This window comes from Desulfobacter sp. UBA2225, assembly GCF_002348205.1.
GTDB classification, from domain to species: Bacteria; Desulfobacterota; Desulfobacteria; order Desulfobacterales; family Desulfobacteraceae; genus Desulfobacter; species Desulfobacter postgatei.
The window spans coordinates 1-17,932 of record NZ_DDYV01000278.1; the positions used below are offsets into that span (position 1 = coordinate 1).

The window sequence follows — 17,932 nt, forward strand, 5'->3', positions numbered from 1 at the left end:
TTTCGGCTCCATCCACGGCAGCCCGTTTGTCCAGCGCGAGATCATGAAAACCTATTTTAAGGGCCGTAAAGAGGGTGATCCAGGCATCAATGCGGCCGATTTTTTAAAATCCATGGCCCACACCACGGCCGTTAATATCACAAAAATGTTCGGCATATCAGGCCGGGTCATCAGTCCCTGTACAGCATGCACCACCAGTAGCCAGTCCATTGGTTTCGGATACGAAACCATCCGCTTCGGCATGCAGGAGGCCATGGTGTGCGGCGGTGCCGACGAGTATGACACCTCAACCGTGGCTGTTTTTGATAATCTTCGGGCCTGTTCCACCCGGTTCAACGACACCCCCCACCTCACTCCGCGTCCCTTTGACAGCCTGCGCGACGGTCTGGTGGTTGGAGAAGGCGCCGGCGCCCTTGTGCTGGAGTCCCTGGATCACGCGAAACGTCGCGGCGCAACCATTCTGGGTGAAGTTGTGGGGTTTGCCTCCAACAACAACGGGGGGGACATGATTCTGCCCAACCTGGGTGGGATCACCCAGACGCTGACCCTGGCCCTGGCTGATGCGCAAATCGCCGGCCGGGATGTGGATTTCATCAGCGCCCATGCCACAGCCACCCGCCAGGGTGACACCATTGAGGCAAAAGCCATCCATAATGTGTATGGAGAAAAAACCCGGGTGACGGCCCTGAAAAGCTACATGGGCCATACCATTGCCGCCTGCGGGGCCATTGAGACCATCATTACCCTGATGATGATGAAGCACGGATTTATCCCGGCCACCCTCAATCTTGACACCGTGGATGAATCCTGTGCCATGATCAACCATACAAGGCAGTTGCTGGAGGAGAAGATCCATACGGCGTCGGTTCAGAACTTTGCCTTTGGCGGGGTGAATACTGCCTTAATATTGAGAAAATTCAACTGATGAACCCTCAATCTTCAAACGCCGTGAATGCAACGGAAACCAGGGGGTTCACTTTTTTCTCTTTTACCCGGGATCTGATCATTACGCTGCTGCTCTGGGGCTATTTTATTTTTGGATTTCTTCTGCTTTTCTCCCCGTTTTACCTGATCGTCTTTTTTTGCCCGCCCATGCGTGAATCGGCTATCCAATGTCTTAATTCTCTGTTTTACAGAGGTTTTTTTCTTCTGGTGCGTATGCTTATGCCGGGCGTTGGCCTGCATATTGCCCCGGAGGTCAAAAATCTTGAAAACTGCATCATTGTGGCCAACCATGTCTCCTATCTGGATCCGTTGATGATGATCGCTTTGTTCAGGCGTCATAAAACCATTGTCAAGAGCACCTTTTTCAAGGTGCCGGTGTTTGGCTGGGTATTAAGGGCGGCAGGGTATATCCCGTCCATGCCCACGGGGCGGCTGTCCAGCCTGATGGTGCGGCAGACCACAAACCTTGCCTCCTTTCTTGAAAAGGGCGGCACTCTTTTTGTGTTTCCCGAAGGCACCCGGAACCGCAACTCCGGAGAGGGGAATCTGGCATTTCACAGCGGTGTGTTTAAAATGGCAAGGCTTTGCAGAGTACCCATAAGTGTGCTGGTAATTCGCAATACCGACAAACTGTTTACACCCGGGCGGTTTTTATTTCATACCGGTTTTTCCGGGAGCATCAGCGTTGAACTTGCCGGTACGATTCAGCCGGATTATGATAAAGAAAAGGTTTCTACAGCAGGGCTCATGGAACAGGCCGCAAGGATTTTAAGTAAAAAACAAAGGACATCTCCTTGGGATCATCACACAGACAGGCCGTAATTTTGGGATATGACGCGGTTTGCGCCCTGGGAACGCGGTTTCCTGATGCCTGGGAAAAGGCGCTGAGAGGAGACAGCGGTATTGGTCCGCTGACCCGGTTTCCCATGGATGACAACTTTCCGGTGCGTATTGCAGGCGAAGTGGAGAGTATCGACGATCTGGACTATCCTTTTCTAAAACCCAGGGAACGCGCCAAGTGGACGTCGCCCATTTTCAAGCATGCCATGCTGACCACATCCCGGGCCATTGAGCGAAGCGGGATTGAGATCACCCCTGACATTGCCCCCAGAACCGCCATCACCTACAGTTCCGCCCTGGGCGGGTTGGATGCCGCGCTGGAGGCGGACCGAAGACTGGTGAAGGAGAACCGGCTGCCCAAGCCCTTTACCAATCCCAATGCCTGCATCAATATNNTGCATCAACATGGTGGGCGGCAAGGTTTCCATGCTCACCGGCGCCACCGGCCCCATCACCGCAACCATCTCGGCCTGTGCCACAGGGTCCACCTCCATGATCATCGGTGCCATGTTCATTGAGCAGGGCCTGTGCGATGTGGCCATCTGCGGTGCGGTCGATTTTGCCCTTGTGCCTGCCATTATTGCCGGGTTTGCTACCATGAACGGTACCTTTTATCCAAAGCCCGGGGAAAATGTCCCGGCCCAGGCGGCGAGCCGTCCTTTTTCCCGGAACAGACGGGGATTCGTGGTCTCCGAAGGTGCCGGCGCCGTGATCCTGGCTGCCCGGGAGTTTGCCCAAAGCTGGGGCTTGAGGTATCAGGTGGCCCTTGCCGGGTGGGGCATGACCTCGGATGCCCACCATGTGGTGGCCCCCCACCTGCCTACGGTAACACGGTGCATGGAGTTAAGCCTTGCTCATGCCGGGATTGCTCCCAGTGCGGTTTCCAGTATCAATGCCCACGCCACCTCGACCCAGGTGGGAGACAAGGTGGAGTATGATGCGCTTTGTGCCGTATTCGGCAAAAAGATTCCGCCGGTGACAGCCAATAAATCCATGATGGGCCACGCCATGGGCGCATCCAGCGCCATTGAGACCATTTTTGGCGTCCAGGGGATGATTGACGGGAAAATCCCTCCCACCATTAATTATGACCCTGATCCTGACATGGCGTTTGACTGTGTGAGAGACAATGCAAGATGCCTGGACCAGGCGTATGTGTTGAAAAATGCATTTGGATTTGGAGGCTGCAATGCCTGCATTGTACTGCAAAAATGCTGAAAGAATAGAGATAAGACCATGAAAGCACCAATGAACAGGCGGGTTTTTGTCCTGGGGTACGGGGCGGCCACCCCGTTGGGGGCAACCTTTGATCTGACCTTTGAAAATGCTGTGGCCGGTAAAGCAGGGTTTAGAAGGATTACCCGGTGTGAGGTGAAAACCCTGAGCAATGTGGTCGGAGAAATCCCGGATTGGGATCCGGTGGCAAGCGGGATGTTTGAAAAAAAAGAGGCCCATAACTGGAATGCGGCGTTTGTGCTGTTGACCGTGGCCGTGTGCCGGGAGGCGCTATCTCATGCAGGTCTTGTCATGGAACCCGATATCGGCCGGCGGACCGCCTGTCTGATCGGCTCCGCCCTGAACGGTATGGATGCCTTCAGGATTGCCTCGGAGAAATATGCCAATGCAGGTCCTTTGCGGGTCAGCCCCTATCTTTTGCCCAACCTGTGCGGAAATATGCCGGCAAGCAAGGCCGGTATTGATTTAGGCTTTACAGGGCCGTTGTTCTCCCCCCAGGGGGCGTGTGCCTCGGGCAACCATGCCATCGGCATGGGGGCCAGGATGATCCGGGACGGTGATGTGGACGTTGTGCTGGCAGGCGGCGTGGACACGCCTCTGGTACCGGAAATCATTCAGGGTTTTGCCAATATGGGGGCCACCATAAAAATCACTCCCGAGGACCGGGCCTATGATGACCCCGGCCAGGCCAGCCGTCCGTTCAGCTGCGACCGCAAGGGCATGGTGCTCTCCGAAGGGTGTGGCGTGCTGGTGCTGGCCGCAGAAGAGGTCGCAAAAGCCCACGGTCTTAAACTCCGGGCCGAAGTGGCCGGTGTGGGCTGGACCTCGGATGCTTTTCATTTTACCAGTCCCAATGTTGAGACCATTGTCCGGGCCATGCACCAGGCCATTGAGGATGCGCAAATTGCACCCCAAGATATCCAGTACATCAATGCCCACGGCACCTCCACGTTTAAGGGGGACCTGTCAGAGGCTGACTGTTTAAGGCAGGTATTCGGGCACCATTTAGGGCAGATTCCCGTATCATCCAACAAGTCCCAGATCGGTCACACCCTGGGGGCGGCAGCCGCCATTGAGGCTGCATTGAGCATTGAAGCCATGCAGATGGGGATGGTGCTTCCCACCATCAACCATTGTCCGACCCCTGATTTTGACGATCTGGATGTTGTGCCGGATACCTTCAGGGCTCACCCGCACTCTTTCCTTTTGTCCAATGCCTACGGGTTTGGCGGAACCAATTGCTGCATCGTATTCAAAGGGGTATAAGAGTATGAAACCCAAACCGTTTAAACCTGAAATTACAGATGAAAATACGCCCTATGTAAAGGATCTGACCACAGGTCTTTTCTGGCACAGAACCAGTCATAGAACCCTTTATGCAGACACGGACCGCTCCCGGGTGGTTTACCATGCCAATTATTTAAAGTTCTTTGAGCAGGGCAGGGCCGCTTTAATGCGGGATATCGCCTACCCCTACCGGGAGATTGAAGAGAGCGGGTTTGTCTATCCCATCATTGAGACCAAGCTGAACTATTTTGCGCCGCTGTTTTATGATGACCTGATGTGGATCCATACCCGGCCTGCCGGCTTGGAACGGGTTAAGCTTCAGTTTGATTATGTGATCACAAGCCATACCTATGACCAGATGATCTGCAAGGGCTATACCCGTCATTGCGCCACCAATGCCCAGGGCATACCCGTTGGCGTGGATGAGAAAACAGTCCGGGTATGGACACAGTTTCCGAAATCCTAAGTACCGAACCTCTCAATGAGTGACTCCATGGTGACTCTTGTCAGCCAGCGAAGGAAAATCAGGGAGTATTCGGCCCCGGAAAGGACCATGCCGGCCATGAAAACCAGGTGGGAAAGACCATAAAATGCGGGACCGCCGATAACGGCGAACCAGGGATTTCCTGTTTTCAGAGAGATAATGCCCATCAGACCGACCATGGGCCAGCCTAAAACATAACTGAAGGCAATGGCAGAGACACCGCCCAGTACTCTAAAAGAGGGCTTTTCACGAAAAGCACTTAAATCTGCTTTGTCTTCAATGGCATTGCGGACAAAAGGGGTGTTGGAAATTTTATTGAGCAGGGTCACCATGACCGATTTATACCCGATAATTGGGGTTACGGTAAAATTAAATTTTTTACTTTGATCTAAATTATCCACACAAGGAGGAAATACGTGGATGCCAAAGCCAGGATAAATGGGTGCCGGGAAACTCTGGAGCGCCGTTTTGCCGTGGTGATCCCTGTGTATAACCATGGCGTAAAAGTCAAAGCGGTGGTGCTTGAGGCGGTGAAGCTTGGATTCCCGGTTATTGTTGTGGATGACGGCTCCACGGACATCACCCCGAAACGGCTTCAAGGGATCCCGGGAATCCGTGTGATTACCCATGAACACAATCTTGGCAAGGGCGCCGCCCTGATGACCGGATTCCGGGTTGCGGCTGAAATGGCTGAGTTTGCCATAACCATGGATGCTGACGGCCAGCATTTTCCCAAGGATGCCCTGGCCATGATTGCTGCAGTCCCAAAGGGAAAAAAAGCATTGATCATTGGGTATCGAAAACAGATGGAGAATGCGTCTGTCCCATGGACAAGCCGTATGGGCAGACGGTTTTCAAACCTGTGGATCACGGCATCGGGCGGTCCCGGGATCCGGGATTCCCAGAGTGGGTTCCGCATCTACCCGCTGTCGGAAACCCTGAACCTGAAAACCCGATCCAGGCGATATCAATTTGAAGTGGAGGTGCTGGTTAAGGCCCACAGAAATAAAATTGCCGTTATTGAAGTGCCCATCCGTGTCGCATATCCTGCGGACAGGGTGTCCCATTTTCATCCCTTTATTGATTTTTTACGCAACAGTGCCACATTCAGCCGGTTGGTCTTCCGGCGTATCATTGGTTTGGTTTAGAGGGGTCTTTTTTGTGAAGGCTTTGACCTATAAAGTGCTCATTGTATTATCACGCTGGTTGGGTCCCTGGATTTTTACTCTGGTCTCCCGGATCATTGCGGCGGGTTATTTTTTCATTTTTCCGGGCAGGGCTGGGGTGAGTGCCGGGTTTTACAGCGCTCTTTTTCCCGGCAAAGGCCGTCTGTTTCATTGGCAATGCGTCTGGCGCCAATACCAGAATTTTACCACTGTCTTTATGGACCGCATCAGGCCCGGAGAGCAGGACAATATCCGTTTTACCTCCACGGGCTGGCAGGGGTTTGAAGAAGCACTGGACAATGGGCGCGGCGCTATAGTCCTCATGTCACACATGGGCAATTGGGATGTGGCCGCAAGCCTTATGGCAAAAAAGCGAAAGGATCTCAAGCTGCTCCTTTATATGGGGTCCAAGGCCAAAGAACAGATTGAATCTGTCCAGAAACAGGAACTCAATGACAAAGGCATCCGCATTGTTGCTGTTGAACCCTCCGGGGGCTCTCCCCTTGATGTTGTAGAGGGTATCCGTTTTCTAAAATCCGGCGGGGTGGTCTCTTTGACCGGGGATAAGCTGTGGCACCCGGATCAAAGATCGGTCAGTGTTCCATTTTTAGGAAAAACCGCACGGATTCCTGAGTTCCCCCATGTCTTTGCCCTGGTCTCCAAAGCCCCTTTGTTTGTTTTTTTTACCTTTCGCACCGCTCCCGGCACCTATGGGTTTATCTTATCCGATCCCATCCGTATTGCCTGCCCATCACGGGAAGAACGCAGTTGTGCTGTTGCGGAATCGGCCCGGGTTTATGCCGGCATGCTGGAAAAGACCCTGCGTGAACATCCCTATGAATGGTACCATTTTGATCCGTTTCTTGTGGATCATAGTGGGCAGTACCATCAGGGCAATGTAAAAATAAAAATTCAGTAAATTCTCTCCGGGAGAGCGGCAGGGATAGAAACCAACCTTATTCTTACGTCATTTATAGGCGTGAGCCTTAGAACGGACCAACAAAGATATTGCTATAAATAACATTGAATATATGCAGTAGGTTGAAAGTATAGCCGATACTCCCAAGGGTTTAACCGTCATGAGTGACAAGCCGACAATGGCTTGGAAAATTCCATATCCTACTGAAACAATCCAATGAGGGGTTCCCATTTCATTAACCAGTAATTGATATAAATGTCGTCGATGAGCAATAATAAGAGACTCTCTATCTTTTATGCGGATCACCATCGTAGATATCTCATCAATATAAAATGGAAATATAAATCCAGCCATAATTAAAAAATCCATTGCGGAATTGGCCAGTACAATGGTCAAACAGGAAAAAACAAACCCTATTAAAATGCTGCCGACATCTCCTAAAAAGACTTTTGCCCTTGGAAAATTAAAAAAAAGAAACCCGATGCAAGAAGCGCAGATACAAACACAAAAGGTAATATAATTGGGGGCCGCATGGATACGTATGCCGTAATTTGCCAGCAAAAGAAAACCAATAAGAGCCGTTATTCCCGCAATTCCATCAATTCCGTCCATAAAATTGTAAAAATTTGAAGTACCTACAATAAATAGGAGGGCCATAGGAATACTCAGCAAATAAAAACCGCCCCCAATTTTTATGGTTTCAGATAAAAATAAAAGAAAGTATATGCCGCAACCAAAATGAACAAATAACCGCTGTTTTACAGTGAGTTTGTAGCGATCTCCACCCCATAGGCTTGCAAGGGAAATCCCCAGGGCTGGTAGCCATAAAAAATGAGTTATTTTTAGAAAAAATGACGCAATCATAATCGCGAAAAGAAGGCCGATGCCGCCTCCTTTACAGACTTTTTTGTTATGGGAACTTCTTTCGTTCGGAAGATCCGTCATGCCGATTTGTTCCCCAAGCCGGATAAGCGTCCACGCGCCTGCAATGCCTAAAAAAAAGCATAAAAATAGTAATATAATTTCTTTCATTCGTGTTTTTTTTGCAATATGTTTGCTATTGTGTATTTGGGCTTGAATCCTGATTCCAACATGCGTTGATTGTTGATTACTATGTCCCGGACAAGTTTATGGTGGCAGGAAGAGATGAATTGTTTTTTAGTGGGAAAACAAAACTGTGCTATTTGGCTTGCTATATTAATTGATTGTAATGGGATTGTAAACACGGGCTTTTTGTGACCAGTTGGTTCGAAGTTCATAAGGCGGATCATCTCATTAAAAGAGCAGGGTTCAGGATCAGAGATATTCATAATACTGCAGGTACGCGTTGCATTGTCAACCGAAATACGGTATTGGATAAAATCAACCAAGTTTTTTCGCGCAAGAACAGAAAGTTTTTGTTGGCCCGAGCCATATTTAAAATAAAACAATTTTCCAGGTGCACAGATCCGTTTTTCTAAATTTATGCGCAGGTCAGTTTCATAAACCGGAGCTAATCTGAGAATATCCAGTTTTCTGATAGATCCGGTTTCAAATAAGGCGTTAAGTCTGATTTCCGCTTTCAGTTTGCTTTTTGCATACGCACTGGTCGGATTGCATTGATCGGTTTCATCAACATTAATATCGCCATTTTCACCATATACACAGATTGAAGACAAAAAAATAAAATAAAGGTTTGGATTGGTTTTTCCGCCGATTTGGGCAAGATTCACTGCGGCATGATAATTAATTTTGTCATACAAGGTATCCGGCAGGGGACGAAACATCTTTTGGTGAGCAATTCCTGCACAGTGAACAATCACATCCGGTTGCTTGTCATGACAGATCTTATCCAGCGTTGTTGTATCTGAAATATCGGCTTTGATGTATTCAAAATTTTTTACGCCCTTGTGCGCCTGGTTTTCCGAGCGGCCGGTGCCAATAACTTGATAACCATATCGGCATAAATTCTTTGAGATCATCCAGCCAAGAAAACCTGTTGCCCCTGTAACAAGTACGGTTTTTATCGCGGAACCGCTATATCTGTTTTGCATAATTTTAAAGTCAGAATCCTTAAAAAAAACTACATCCTTAAAACATGTTTTAAAACTTAATATTATATGCTAAAAGACGCCAATATTTATAAATAGTTAAGATGGTAATATGGATTATTGTCAGCGTTTTTTCAATGATTAATCCTCCTTTCAAGTCAGGAATGAAATTATTTAATGGATAAAATACAAATCAACGGAGGCCGGCAGCTAAAAGGTGAGGTCTTGATCAGCGGCGCCAAAAATGCTGCGCTTCCACTTATTGCATCAAGTATTCTCGTGGATGGGGTCTCCACGTTTGAAAATGTACCCCGGCTAATGGACATCTCCTCAATACAGATGCTTCTTGAAGATCTTGGGGCGTTATGTGAGTTTGAGGGTCATACATTTACTGTTAATGCGTCCGGAATCGATAAAATAGAGGCTGAGTATGAACTGGTCAGAAAGATGCGAGCCTCTATTCTGGTATTAGGCCCACTTGTGGCAAGGTTCGGCCGGGCCAAGGTTTCCATGCCCGGAGGGTGTGCCATTGGCGCCCGTCCTGTGAATATGCATCTTTCCGGTCTTGAGGCGTTAGGTGCCACCATCTCAATTGCCGGCGGATACATTGAAGCAACGGCTAAAGGGGGGCTTACCGGAAATGAAATCTATTTTGACATCCCCACGGTGACCGGTACGGAAAATCTTATGATGGCCGCCGTTTTAGCCAAGGGACAAACCAAACTGAGGAATGCGGCAAGGGAGCCTGAAATTGTATGTCTGGCAGACGCATTAAATCGGATGGGGGCAAACATCACTGGTGCCGGTACCCCCATTATCACCATTGAAGGGGTCAGCGGCCTTCATGGTGCGAACTGTCGTGTAATACCGGACCGGATCGAAACCGGCACTTTTATGGTGGCTGCCGCAGCGACTATGGGAGATGTGCTTATCCGAGACTGTATACCTGATCATTTAGGCGGCGTTATCAATAAACTTAGGGCCACAGGGGCAATTGTTGACGCCTTTGAGGACAGCATACATATTAAAGGCAGTGAAATTATCAAAAATATTGACATAAAAACCCTGCCTTACCCGGGATTTCCCACTGATATGCAGGCCCAGTTCATGGCGCTGATGACTATTGGCAAGGGGAACAGCGTGATTCATGAATCCATTTTTGAAAACCGATTTATCCACGCAAACGAACTGCTGCGCATGGGTGCCGATATTAAAATTTCCGGCGGGAATATCGCCAACGTCCGGGGCGTGTCTCATCTTCAGGGTGCGCCTGTAATGGCATCGGACCTTCGTGCCAGTGCCTCCCTTGTGATTGCAGCCTTAATTGCCCAAGGAACCACTGTTATCAGTCGTGTTTATCATATGGACCGGGGTTATGAGACCATTGAAAAGAAATTTGAAGGTCTGGGCGCAGATATTAAAAGAATTTCATCCTGACAACTCCCATCCAAGGAGGGCATAAGTGGACATAAGGCATAAGCTAACCCTTGCGCCAATGCTCTTTATTTTCCTCTCCTTTGCAACCGGTGCCATAGCAGGTAGTTGGGCACCGGTTGCACCCTGGATATATTTTATTACGGTGTGTCTGCCTGCCGCAACTATCTTTATTCTTTTCAAGCCTGATAAATTTATTTTTCTATCATGCCTTGTAGTTTTTAGCTTGACTGCATTGCGCATGGCAGGCATCTGCGCTCCAGATTATTCTGATCAACATGTCATCAGGTTTTGCAATGGTGAAACTTACCGGATTTCAGGTATAATTAATTCTCTTCCTAAAACAGATCCAAATAAAACCAGATACACCATAAATTGTACCAACATCGGTGGGGATACCGCTGTTGGAAAATTGATTTTAACCATATATCATGATCCTTTAAAACAACCTGTATCATCCTTGCGCTTTGGGGAACATATTGTCGTTAAGTCAAAAATTAGAGCCATACGAAATTTTTCCAACCCCGGGGGGTATGATCATCAATTTCGGATGCGTCTTGAAGGTATCACCGGCAGCATTTACGCAAATTCGGACACCATTTTACATACAGGCAGGGTTGACGGCAGTTCATTTGCCCGGGGCATGCGATTTCTGCAAAGGACCCGGGAACGCTTTTCCAGCAATGTTGCAAAAGCCGTCCAAAACACAGATGAGAGGCAGCCTGATTTTTTCTCCAACCAGGCCGGGGCTGTGCTTACAGCACTGGTTACAGGGCAAAAAGAGATGATTCATGAAAAAACCCGTGATAATTTTTCCAAAGCAGGTCTTTCTCATATTTTAGCTGTCTCGGGTTTGCACATGTCTCTTGTCGGAGTTGGTTTTTTTTCTGTTTTTATATTTATATTAAATCAGCACTCGTCTCTTGTCATAACAGGCCAGGCAAAAAAAGCAGCAGGCATTCTCACGCTCTTGCCTTTGACGGCCTATGCTTTTTTTGCCGGGTTCTCACCATCGACCCAAAGAGCGTTGATCATGACAGCGGTCTTTTTAACCTCTTTTCTCATTGAAAAGGAAAAAGATTCTTTAAACACCCTTTACTTTGCCGCAAGTCTAATTCTTTTTATTGATCCCGGGGCCTTGTTTTCCATCTCTTTTCAGCTCTCATTTGTTTGTGTTTTTTTTATTATCTCGGGCTTTATGTTCCTTGGACGGACTTTGGTCATACCCGAGAATAAATGGATTAAAAGAATTTGTTCAATGATTTTGACAACCGTGTTTGCAGGAATCGGCGCAGCCCCTGTGACAGCGTTTTATTTTAATATATTTCCCACGGTCCAGGTGGGGACCAACTTTGTCATGATTCCTGTCATCGGTTTTTTAGGGCTTCCCCTGGGATTGGCAGGCCTGATGTTTATGGATTTTTTGCCTGGCCTCTCCCACCTTTTTTTAACTTTAGATATCCACATTCTTTCATATTGTCTTCAGGGTATTCATTGGATTGCCGGTTTCGACTGGACCTGGGCCAGGGTCATCACACCACGGCCAATTGAAATTATAATATATTATGCACTGATACTTTGCCTTGGATTTGCAATCATGGAAAAGAACAAGGGTGCCATATACCTGACCTTTCTTCTGACTGCGGCCGGTATGGTATCGACAGGCCAGGGGATGTTGAAAAGATTTTATCCGGGAAAACTTGTGGTGCACACCCTGGATGTCGGGCAGGGGAATGCCTCTGTTATCATTACGCCTGACGGAAAAACCCTGCTCATTGATGCCGGCGGATTTGGCTCAGGTTCCAGTTTTGACACCGGCCGGTATATTGTGGGCCCCTTTTTATGGAAGAACTGGATTTTATCTCTTGATGCCGTTATTCTGACACATCCGGACAGTGATCACATGAATGGCCTTTGTTTTATTTTTGAAAACTTTGGGGTCAGACAATGGATAAACAATCATGAGATGGTCTCATCTGTTTTTTTTAAAAATCTGATGGATATCGCTGAAAAAAAAGATATTAAAATTCATGTCCCAGGTCCTAACCCCTGGCGGTTTTCGTGGGATCAGGTTAAAATAAGTATTCTTGGGGGAAAAAGTCTGCAGTTATCTGATAACGTTAATAACAACAGTCTTGTTACCCGACTTGATTTTTTATCCTTTTCCATGCTCTTTCCAGGCGATATTGAAGAAAAAAGAGAAAGGGAACTTGTACATGCAGAAAATTTTAGTCTTAAATCAGATATTCTTATGTCCCCCCACCATGGCAGTTGTTCCAGTTCAAGTGAACTTTTTCTTGATCAAGTCAGCCCGTCAGGAGTTATAATATCATGCGGTTATATGAACAGACATAAGTTCCCCTGCCGGAGGGTTTTCCAGCGGTATCTGCAAAACAGGATCTCAATTTTTCGAACGGATCTGATGGGCGCTGTTACACTGCAGTCTGATGGTATTGGTTATACAATTAAAACCCATAGGAAATTTTAACGCGTGTACTATATTTATTTTTCTTTTATTTTTATTTTATCCGGTCTGATGTTCTTAGAATGCAAGCGTCAAAGCCTTCCTAAATGGTGGGCTGCCATTGTCTTTGCAGCGCCTGTAACCACCCCGTATTTCATATTTAAATCCGGAAAAGGTAATCGTTTGATTTTGTTTTTGATTTTCATAGTCTGCTTCTCCATTGTAACTGTCGGCGAAATTTTTATCTATTCCAGAATGAAGGCAACATATAAATATGATTCCTTGCCGCCTGTTACCCGGCAGCTTATCCGTTACAGTGAAATCCTCCAACAGACTACCCAGAACCTGGACAACGCTTTAATTGAACTTGAGCAGCAGTCCAAGGTTCAGTCAAACCTAGATAAACTTGAGCAGACCATTGTATTTATAGGTCAACTTCGCCAGATCATGCTTGATAATCAGGCCGCAATTAAGCAAATGGTTGAATTTGTGGGGAGTTATAGGGATTTCTTCACCCAAAAGGATCTGCAATGGGTGTATGAAATCAAAAGATTTTACAACAACCGCATCGTGATTGCGCACCTTGAAAGCCTTGAAAACTATCTGGATAATTTTGAAACCCTGCTGCGCTTCTGTTACCGGAATTTTGACGCCATAACCAAGGCGGAAAGTACAATCCATCTAAAAAATTATGATGAATATTATCTGCGTTACCGCAGGGCTGTTGACTCCCACAATCGGTTTAACGTCAAACGCATTGAATTCCAGAATGACTTTATAAAAAGACACCCTGAAACCAAGGCCTATCTGCCGACCGAACGTCAGACAAAAGCTTTCCGGCTCTGGGAATAGGGGGATGTTCCCAAATATTTCAGGAAAGGCACCACCACCGTGTTCTTGTTGCCTCCGGACAGATCATAGGTAATATTGACAATCGGAACCCCGACGTTTTTTTCAATCTGTGAGGCCATGGCCTCGGTGAGAAGACCCGGACAGCAAAATGTCGGGTTGACGGCAACCAGAAGGGCTATATCCGGATGTTCATTGACAATATAGTGGATCTTGAGCAAGTTATCCATGGACTCTCCGGTATGTTCCGGCAGCATGCCGTAGGTTTCAAGGATATGTTCATAGGATGCGTTTACCTTGAGTTCCGTTTCATTGAAAAACGGCGCAAAAAATGGATAATATTTTTTTTCCATTGTTTTTACGGCTGTTAGAAGCGCTTTGTTTGAAATCAGGCTTAAGTATTTGCCTTCCTTGAACCATTTTTTGAAATAGGCATTGGCGATGATCTGAAGATACTGATAATAAGGCGTGGTTACCACTTCTCCGCCATTGTCCTCAATGAACTGGATCAGATTCTGGTTCATTATCCGGTTGTCCCTGACATACAGATCCCCGAAGATTCCCACCTTGGGCCGTGTTTCTTTTTTTACCGGGATCTGTTCAAAGACAGACATAATCTCCTTAAGGGCTTTTTCCTTTGATCCGCCCGTGAGAAATGCCGTGCCCATGATGGCACCTGCAGTGTGCAACGCCTCATTGGTCTGTCCCTTGTTTATTTCATATGGACGAATCTTGCAGCCGATGCTCCTGAAAAGTCCGCCAAACATATATGCAAAATAGGTGTTGGTGGACGCCTTAAACCCCAAATCAAAAAGAGAGAGATCCCCTAAATAGACCCTGGCTTTTTCAAAACCTTTTCCATGGCGAGTCAAAATTTTTTGGATATGGTACGGGTACATTTTTATATTGCAGGCTATATCGGACTGATTAAGCCATAAAACCGTGTTTTCGGGGGAGAGCCCGTTTTTTTCAACGGTATGGATAAATCCCGCTGCCACGGCATTTAAGGGCAGGCACTGTCCGGTATTTGTTAAAAGGGCTTTTTTAAGGGTCTCCTGGTTCTCTTCCATCAATATGGCGTTGTACCCCTCATTTTTAATGATATTGACAATGAGGTGACCAGAGATGGCATCCCAGTTGGGGAAAATGACCGTTTTCTCTTCAATACTTTTATCAAATTTCGGTGTAAATAAAGACGCATCAGTGGTTTGAGGCGCCTGATCCTGCCGCCTGTGATTTTCAAACGCCCTGACAGCCGCTTCAATACGGGTTTCATATCCCACACTGGAGTCATGTTCATCCAGTTCCAGCACCAGATAGGGTTTGTTTACCGATCCCATGATCTCTTTAAAGTAATCCACGGCAAAAGCATCCGGCGCACATCTGAAAGATGAAATGTAGACCGGATACAGATTGGGGGTTGTGGCGGCAACATATGCTGCTTGTAAATTTTTCGCCGCATGTTTCCAGTGGATTTGCTTAAGCAAGGGTTCAATGGGTGAATAATCAATGCCTTCCAGATCAATCATGTCATTGAAAAATGTTTTAATGCCTAAATTGGCAAAAATGCCTGGAATATTATTGTTCATGGAAGAGGATAAAACCGTATACGGGCGACCGAGTAGCAGCACGTCGGCTCGGCCGGTCGATCCCTGGGACCGCCACAGTCCGGCAAGTGCTCGCTCCATGTTTTTTTGGGCAGATAACGCCCGATCCCAGGCAGATGATATGTCAAAAAAGGAGATATTTGCCCCGATTTTCTTAAATGTGTCATATAGCTGCATTTTTGTATGAAAGTTTGTATACAGATATCTGACTATGGGAGACAGTATTTTTCCCTCATTTGTCAGGGCGCTCAGTACTGCCGGTGCAAACTGGGTATAGTAACAGTGGTGACGACGCAATCCTTTTTCATTGGTTTTGTCTTCAAAATAAAAGGGCAGAAAAATATAATCACATTTATCCTCAAGAAAACGTATATGTCCGTGCAGCGCAAGAACAGGTGCGCAGAATTCGGCCCCGGCAATCTGTTTGCCTTGTTTGACAGGGTCGGTGCACTTGCAGCTGGTCACCACAGACAATCCAATTTCCTTGAAAAAAATCTGCCAGAAATCAAGATCATGGGTCATGTGAAGGGCATTGGGAAGGCCTATGGTTATTTTTTTCCCATTATTTTTTAATACGCCTTGTTCGGGAAGGGTCCTGTGCCGGACCTCTTTTCTAAGCCCTAAAAGATCATAAAGACCTGACGGGTTAACCCGTTTTTTTGTATGGTAATCCCTGCCGCACAGAAATCCATAGGCAAGGGCCTCTCCTTCTACTTCGGCAATGGTGATCTTGCAATGGTTGGTGCAAAGTCGGCAAACCTCCTGACGTACTGGAATGCTTTCTTTCCATAGGTGAAAACCCCTAAAGCCAGATTCAGGCAGCTCGCCTTTTTCCTTCATCTGCCTGGCCATCAGGGCGATGCCAAGGGCACCGGTGAGGTGGCAGTACCGGGATACATGGATCGGTTTATTCAATTTTTGCTCAAAGGCTGCCACAAGGGTCCGGTTTCTGGCAGTGGCCCCCTGGAACACGACCCGGTCACCGATTTGAGCAATATTGGCGACCTTGGTCAGGTAATTGTCGCGTACCGAGTGCAGCACCGATGCCAAAATTTCGTTTTTCCCATACCCCTCGGCAAAAAAATAATTGATATCCCTTTCCATGAAAACAGTGCACCGGTCACTGGATACCGGTGCCGCAATGCCCTGTGCTCTCTGGGAGTACTCGGATAGCGGGCAGTTAAGGCGCATGGCCTGTTCTTCAATAAAGCTGCCGGTACCTGCGGCACATACCGCATTCATGACCGATGAAGTGACCTGGCCGTTTTTAACGATGGTAAATTTGGCGTCTTGGCCTCCGATTTCAATGATGGTATCCACATCCGGGTGAAGATTCACGGCTGCGGTGGCGTGGGCCGTGATCTCATCGGGTTCTAAGTCCGCACCAATGATTTTACCGGAAATGCGTCGGCCGGAACCTGTGGTTCCGCACCCCTGGATTTTGAACACCACCTTTTTTTCAGCCATGAGATGGTCACAGGCTTTAAATATGCGCTGGAGAGCTTCCACCGGCCTTGACGCGGTCTGGGTGTAAAATCCGGCTATAGGCTCACCATCCTGGTCAATAATAATACTTTTCGTGCTTGTGGAACCTACATCAAGCCCTAAAAAACCTTTAATCGAAGATCCATTATCAATGGGTTTGAAAATTTCAATTTCAACGGATTCAAAATCAAGGGTTTCAACGGACGAAAAGTCAGGATAATCAGACAGGGTAAGCTCAAGCGCCGGATTAAGCATGCCTTTTATTTTTTTTCGGTCCAGGAAAAACTTGTTGATATCATTCAAGGACTTGGCAGGTACATGGGTATTTATCATTTCATCAGCAAGACATAGCGCTGCGCCCATGGCCCCATAAAACAGGGCATGTTCTCCGTTGACAAGGGGTTTACCGATAATGGATTCAAGATGCTTTTTAACGGCATTGTTTTTGGAAACACCGCCGCAGAATATAATATCTTTTTCCGGGATATTCTGCTTGAACAAGCTGTCGGCAATGTTCCTGGCAAGCCCGTAGCACAGTCCGTCACAGATCTGTTTAAGATCATAGCCCTGCTGTTGGGCATGGATCAGATCTGTCTTTGCAAACACCGCACACCGGGTGGCGATGTCCGGCCGCCGACCGCAGTTTTCAAGGGCCATGGATGAAATTTTTTCCGATCCCGGCAGGTGAATTCGTCCGGCCTGCTGGTCCAGGAATGCACCGGTACCTGCTGCACACCCTGAATTCTGCCGCTGGCCCCTGTAATTGCCGTGGCCGTCAAACAGGCTTAGGAAAAATTTTTCCCCGCCCACATGCAGAATAGCGCTGAAATCTTTATGGATGTGACGTGCGCTGCGTATGACAGCCACCTGTTCGTCAACACAGAGCGCTGCATTGACATCTGTGGGCGTGGATGCGGTTTTAGCCACATGGGTCACCGATGAAAGGACCTTATGGCTCAGCATTTTTGTCAGACATGCCCTGACATCGCCATGATGGTATTCAGATGCTTTATGCAAAAGATTGCCGTTTATATCAATAATTGCAAGATGAACGGATACGGATCCGGCATCAATGCCAAGGATCTTGGCAGGTTTATCCATGCTTTAATATGCTCCCTTACTTCGTTTTAGCTATACTAATACGTATTAGAATAGTGAGTAGGTGTCAATTTTTTTTATCAGGGTT

At 47.4% G+C, this 17,932-nt stretch carries 15 protein-coding genes; 11 read left to right on the top strand and 4 right to left on the bottom strand.

Features of this window, described 5'->3' with window-relative positions; all coding sequences use genetic code 11:
- From B3D59_RS14295 to B3D59_RS14320, 6 genes are all read left to right on the top strand, one after another.
- A partial coding sequence (locus tag B3D59_RS14295; RefSeq protein ID WP_286820814.1) for a beta-ketoacyl-[acyl-carrier-protein] synthase family protein occupies window positions 1-925 on the top strand: 925 nt, incomplete at its 5' end.
- A complete protein-coding gene (locus B3D59_RS14300) occupies window positions 925-1,767 on the top strand; it encodes a lysophospholipid acyltransferase family protein (RefSeq protein ID WP_286820818.1) in 843 nt (280 codons plus the stop codon). The genes B3D59_RS14295 and B3D59_RS14300, both read left to right, overlap by 1 nt.
- Window positions 1,740-2,303 (top strand): beta-ketoacyl synthase N-terminal-like domain-containing protein, encoded by a 564-nt coding sequence (locus tag B3D59_RS14305; protein WP_286820820.1) that lies wholly within the window; start codon window positions 1,740-1,742, stop codon window positions 2,301-2,303. Before B3D59_RS14300 ends, B3D59_RS14305 begins: the two co-directional genes overlap by 28 nt.
- Window positions 2,212-3,003, top strand: a complete 792-nt coding sequence (locus tag B3D59_RS14310) for a beta-ketoacyl-[acyl-carrier-protein] synthase family protein (RefSeq protein WP_286820827.1) — start codon at window positions 2,212-2,214, stop codon at window positions 3,001-3,003. Before B3D59_RS14305 ends, B3D59_RS14310 begins: the two co-directional genes overlap by 92 nt.
- 30 nt (window positions 3,004-3,033) lie before the next feature.
- Window positions 3,034-4,287, top strand: coding sequence for a beta-ketoacyl-[acyl-carrier-protein] synthase family protein (locus tag B3D59_RS14315; protein WP_286820829.1), 1,254 nt, complete (start codon window positions 3,034-3,036; stop codon window positions 4,285-4,287).
- Between the two features lie 4 nt (window positions 4,288-4,291).
- Window positions 4,292-4,774: an acyl-CoA thioesterase gene (locus tag B3D59_RS14320; protein WP_286820831.1), complete on the top strand. Its 483-nt coding sequence runs from the start codon at window positions 4,292-4,294 to the stop codon at window positions 4,772-4,774.
- Here the strand turns inward: B3D59_RS14320 and B3D59_RS14325 are convergent.
- Complete coding sequence (locus tag B3D59_RS14325) at window positions 4,771-5,193, bottom strand: hypothetical protein (protein WP_286820833.1); 423 nt, start codon at window positions 5,191-5,193, stop codon at window positions 4,771-4,773. The genes B3D59_RS14320 and B3D59_RS14325 overlap by 4 nt on opposite strands.
- Before the next feature lie 15 nt (window positions 5,194-5,208).
- Here B3D59_RS14325 and B3D59_RS14330 point away from each other — a divergent pair, with 15 nt between their 5' ends.
- Both B3D59_RS14330 and B3D59_RS14335 read left to right on the top strand, forming a co-directional pair.
- Entirely contained in the window at window positions 5,209-5,940 is a 732-nt protein-coding gene (locus B3D59_RS14330) for a glycosyltransferase family 2 protein (RefSeq protein ID WP_286820834.1), read from the top strand.
- 13 nt (window positions 5,941-5,953) lie between these two features.
- Window positions 5,954-6,877 (top strand): lysophospholipid acyltransferase family protein, encoded by a 924-nt coding sequence (locus B3D59_RS14335; protein ID WP_286820838.1) that lies wholly within the window; start codon window positions 5,954-5,956, stop codon window positions 6,875-6,877.
- A gap of 48 nt (window positions 6,878-6,925) precedes the next feature.
- Here B3D59_RS14335 and B3D59_RS14340 read toward each other — a convergent pair whose 3' ends face one another.
- The gene (locus tag B3D59_RS14340; RefSeq protein ID WP_286820841.1) at window positions 6,926-7,909 is read right to left on the bottom strand and encodes a UDP-N-acetylmuramyl pentapeptide phosphotransferase; all 984 of its coding nucleotides are present in this window, start codon (window positions 7,907-7,909) and stop codon (window positions 6,926-6,928) included.
- Complete coding sequence (locus tag B3D59_RS14345) at window positions 7,906-8,910, bottom strand: NAD-dependent epimerase/dehydratase family protein (protein WP_286820846.1); 1,005 nt, start codon at window positions 8,908-8,910, stop codon at window positions 7,906-7,908. Before B3D59_RS14345 ends, B3D59_RS14340 begins: the two co-directional genes overlap by 4 nt.
- A gap of 174 nt (window positions 8,911-9,084) precedes the next feature.
- On the opposite strand from B3D59_RS14345, the gene murA reads away from it, so the two are divergent.
- Genes murA through B3D59_RS14360 form a run of 3 tightly spaced genes read left to right on the top strand, consistent with a single transcriptional unit; the run spans window position 9,085 to window position 13,657 of the window.
- Window positions 9,085-10,344: a UDP-N-acetylglucosamine 1-carboxyvinyltransferase gene (murA, locus tag B3D59_RS14350; RefSeq protein WP_286820857.1), complete on the top strand. Its 1,260-nt coding sequence runs from the start codon at window positions 9,085-9,087 to the stop codon at window positions 10,342-10,344.
- A 58-nt stretch (window positions 10,345-10,402) separates the two neighbouring features.
- Entirely contained in the window at window positions 10,403-12,829 is a 2,427-nt protein-coding gene (locus B3D59_RS14355) for a DNA internalization-related competence protein ComEC/Rec2 (protein WP_286820949.1), read from the top strand.
- A gap of 3 nt (window positions 12,830-12,832) precedes the next feature.
- Window positions 12,833-13,657 (top strand): hypothetical protein, encoded by an 825-nt coding sequence (locus B3D59_RS14360; protein WP_286820859.1) that lies wholly within the window; start codon window positions 12,833-12,835, stop codon window positions 13,655-13,657.
- Here B3D59_RS14360 and B3D59_RS14365 read toward each other — a convergent pair.
- Window positions 13,627-17,847: an acyl-CoA dehydratase activase gene (locus tag B3D59_RS14365; RefSeq protein ID WP_286820863.1), complete on the bottom strand. Its 4,221-nt coding sequence runs from the start codon at window positions 17,845-17,847 to the stop codon at window positions 13,627-13,629. The two genes, B3D59_RS14360 and B3D59_RS14365, sit on opposite strands and share 31 nt — an antisense overlap.
- Window positions 17,848-17,932: the final 85 nt, after the last annotated feature.

Bases quoted from the DNA above. Each gene is read 5' to 3' on its own strand.
- B3D59_RS14300 (WP_286820818.1), top strand. From the start codon at position 925: ATGAACCCTCAATCTTCAAACGCCGTGAATGCAACGGAAACCAGGGGG.
- B3D59_RS14310 (WP_286820827.1), top strand. From the start codon at position 2,212: ATGCTCACCGGCGCCACCGGCCCCATCACCGCAACCATCTCGGCCTGT.
- B3D59_RS14315 (WP_286820829.1), top strand. From the start codon at position 3,034: ATGAACAGGCGGGTTTTTGTCCTGGGGTACGGGGCGGCCACCCCGTTG.
- B3D59_RS14320 (WP_286820831.1), top strand. From the start codon at position 4,292: ATGAAACCCAAACCGTTTAAACCTGAAATTACAGATGAAAATACGCCC.
- B3D59_RS14340 (WP_286820841.1), bottom strand. From the start codon at position 7,909: ATGAAAGAAATTATATTACTATTTTTATGCTTTTTTTTAGGCATTGCA.
- B3D59_RS14345 (WP_286820846.1), bottom strand. From the start codon at position 8,910: ATGCAAAACAGATATAGCGGTTCCGCGATAAAAACCGTACTTGTTACA.
- murA (WP_286820857.1), top strand. From the start codon at position 9,085: ATGGATAAAATACAAATCAACGGAGGCCGGCAGCTAAAAGGTGAGGTC.
- B3D59_RS14355 (WP_286820949.1), top strand. From the start codon at position 10,403: ATGCTCTTTATTTTCCTCTCCTTTGCAACCGGTGCCATAGCAGGTAGT.
- B3D59_RS14365 (WP_286820863.1), bottom strand. From the start codon at position 17,847: ATGGATAAACCTGCCAAGATCCTTGGCATTGATGCCGGATCCGTATCC.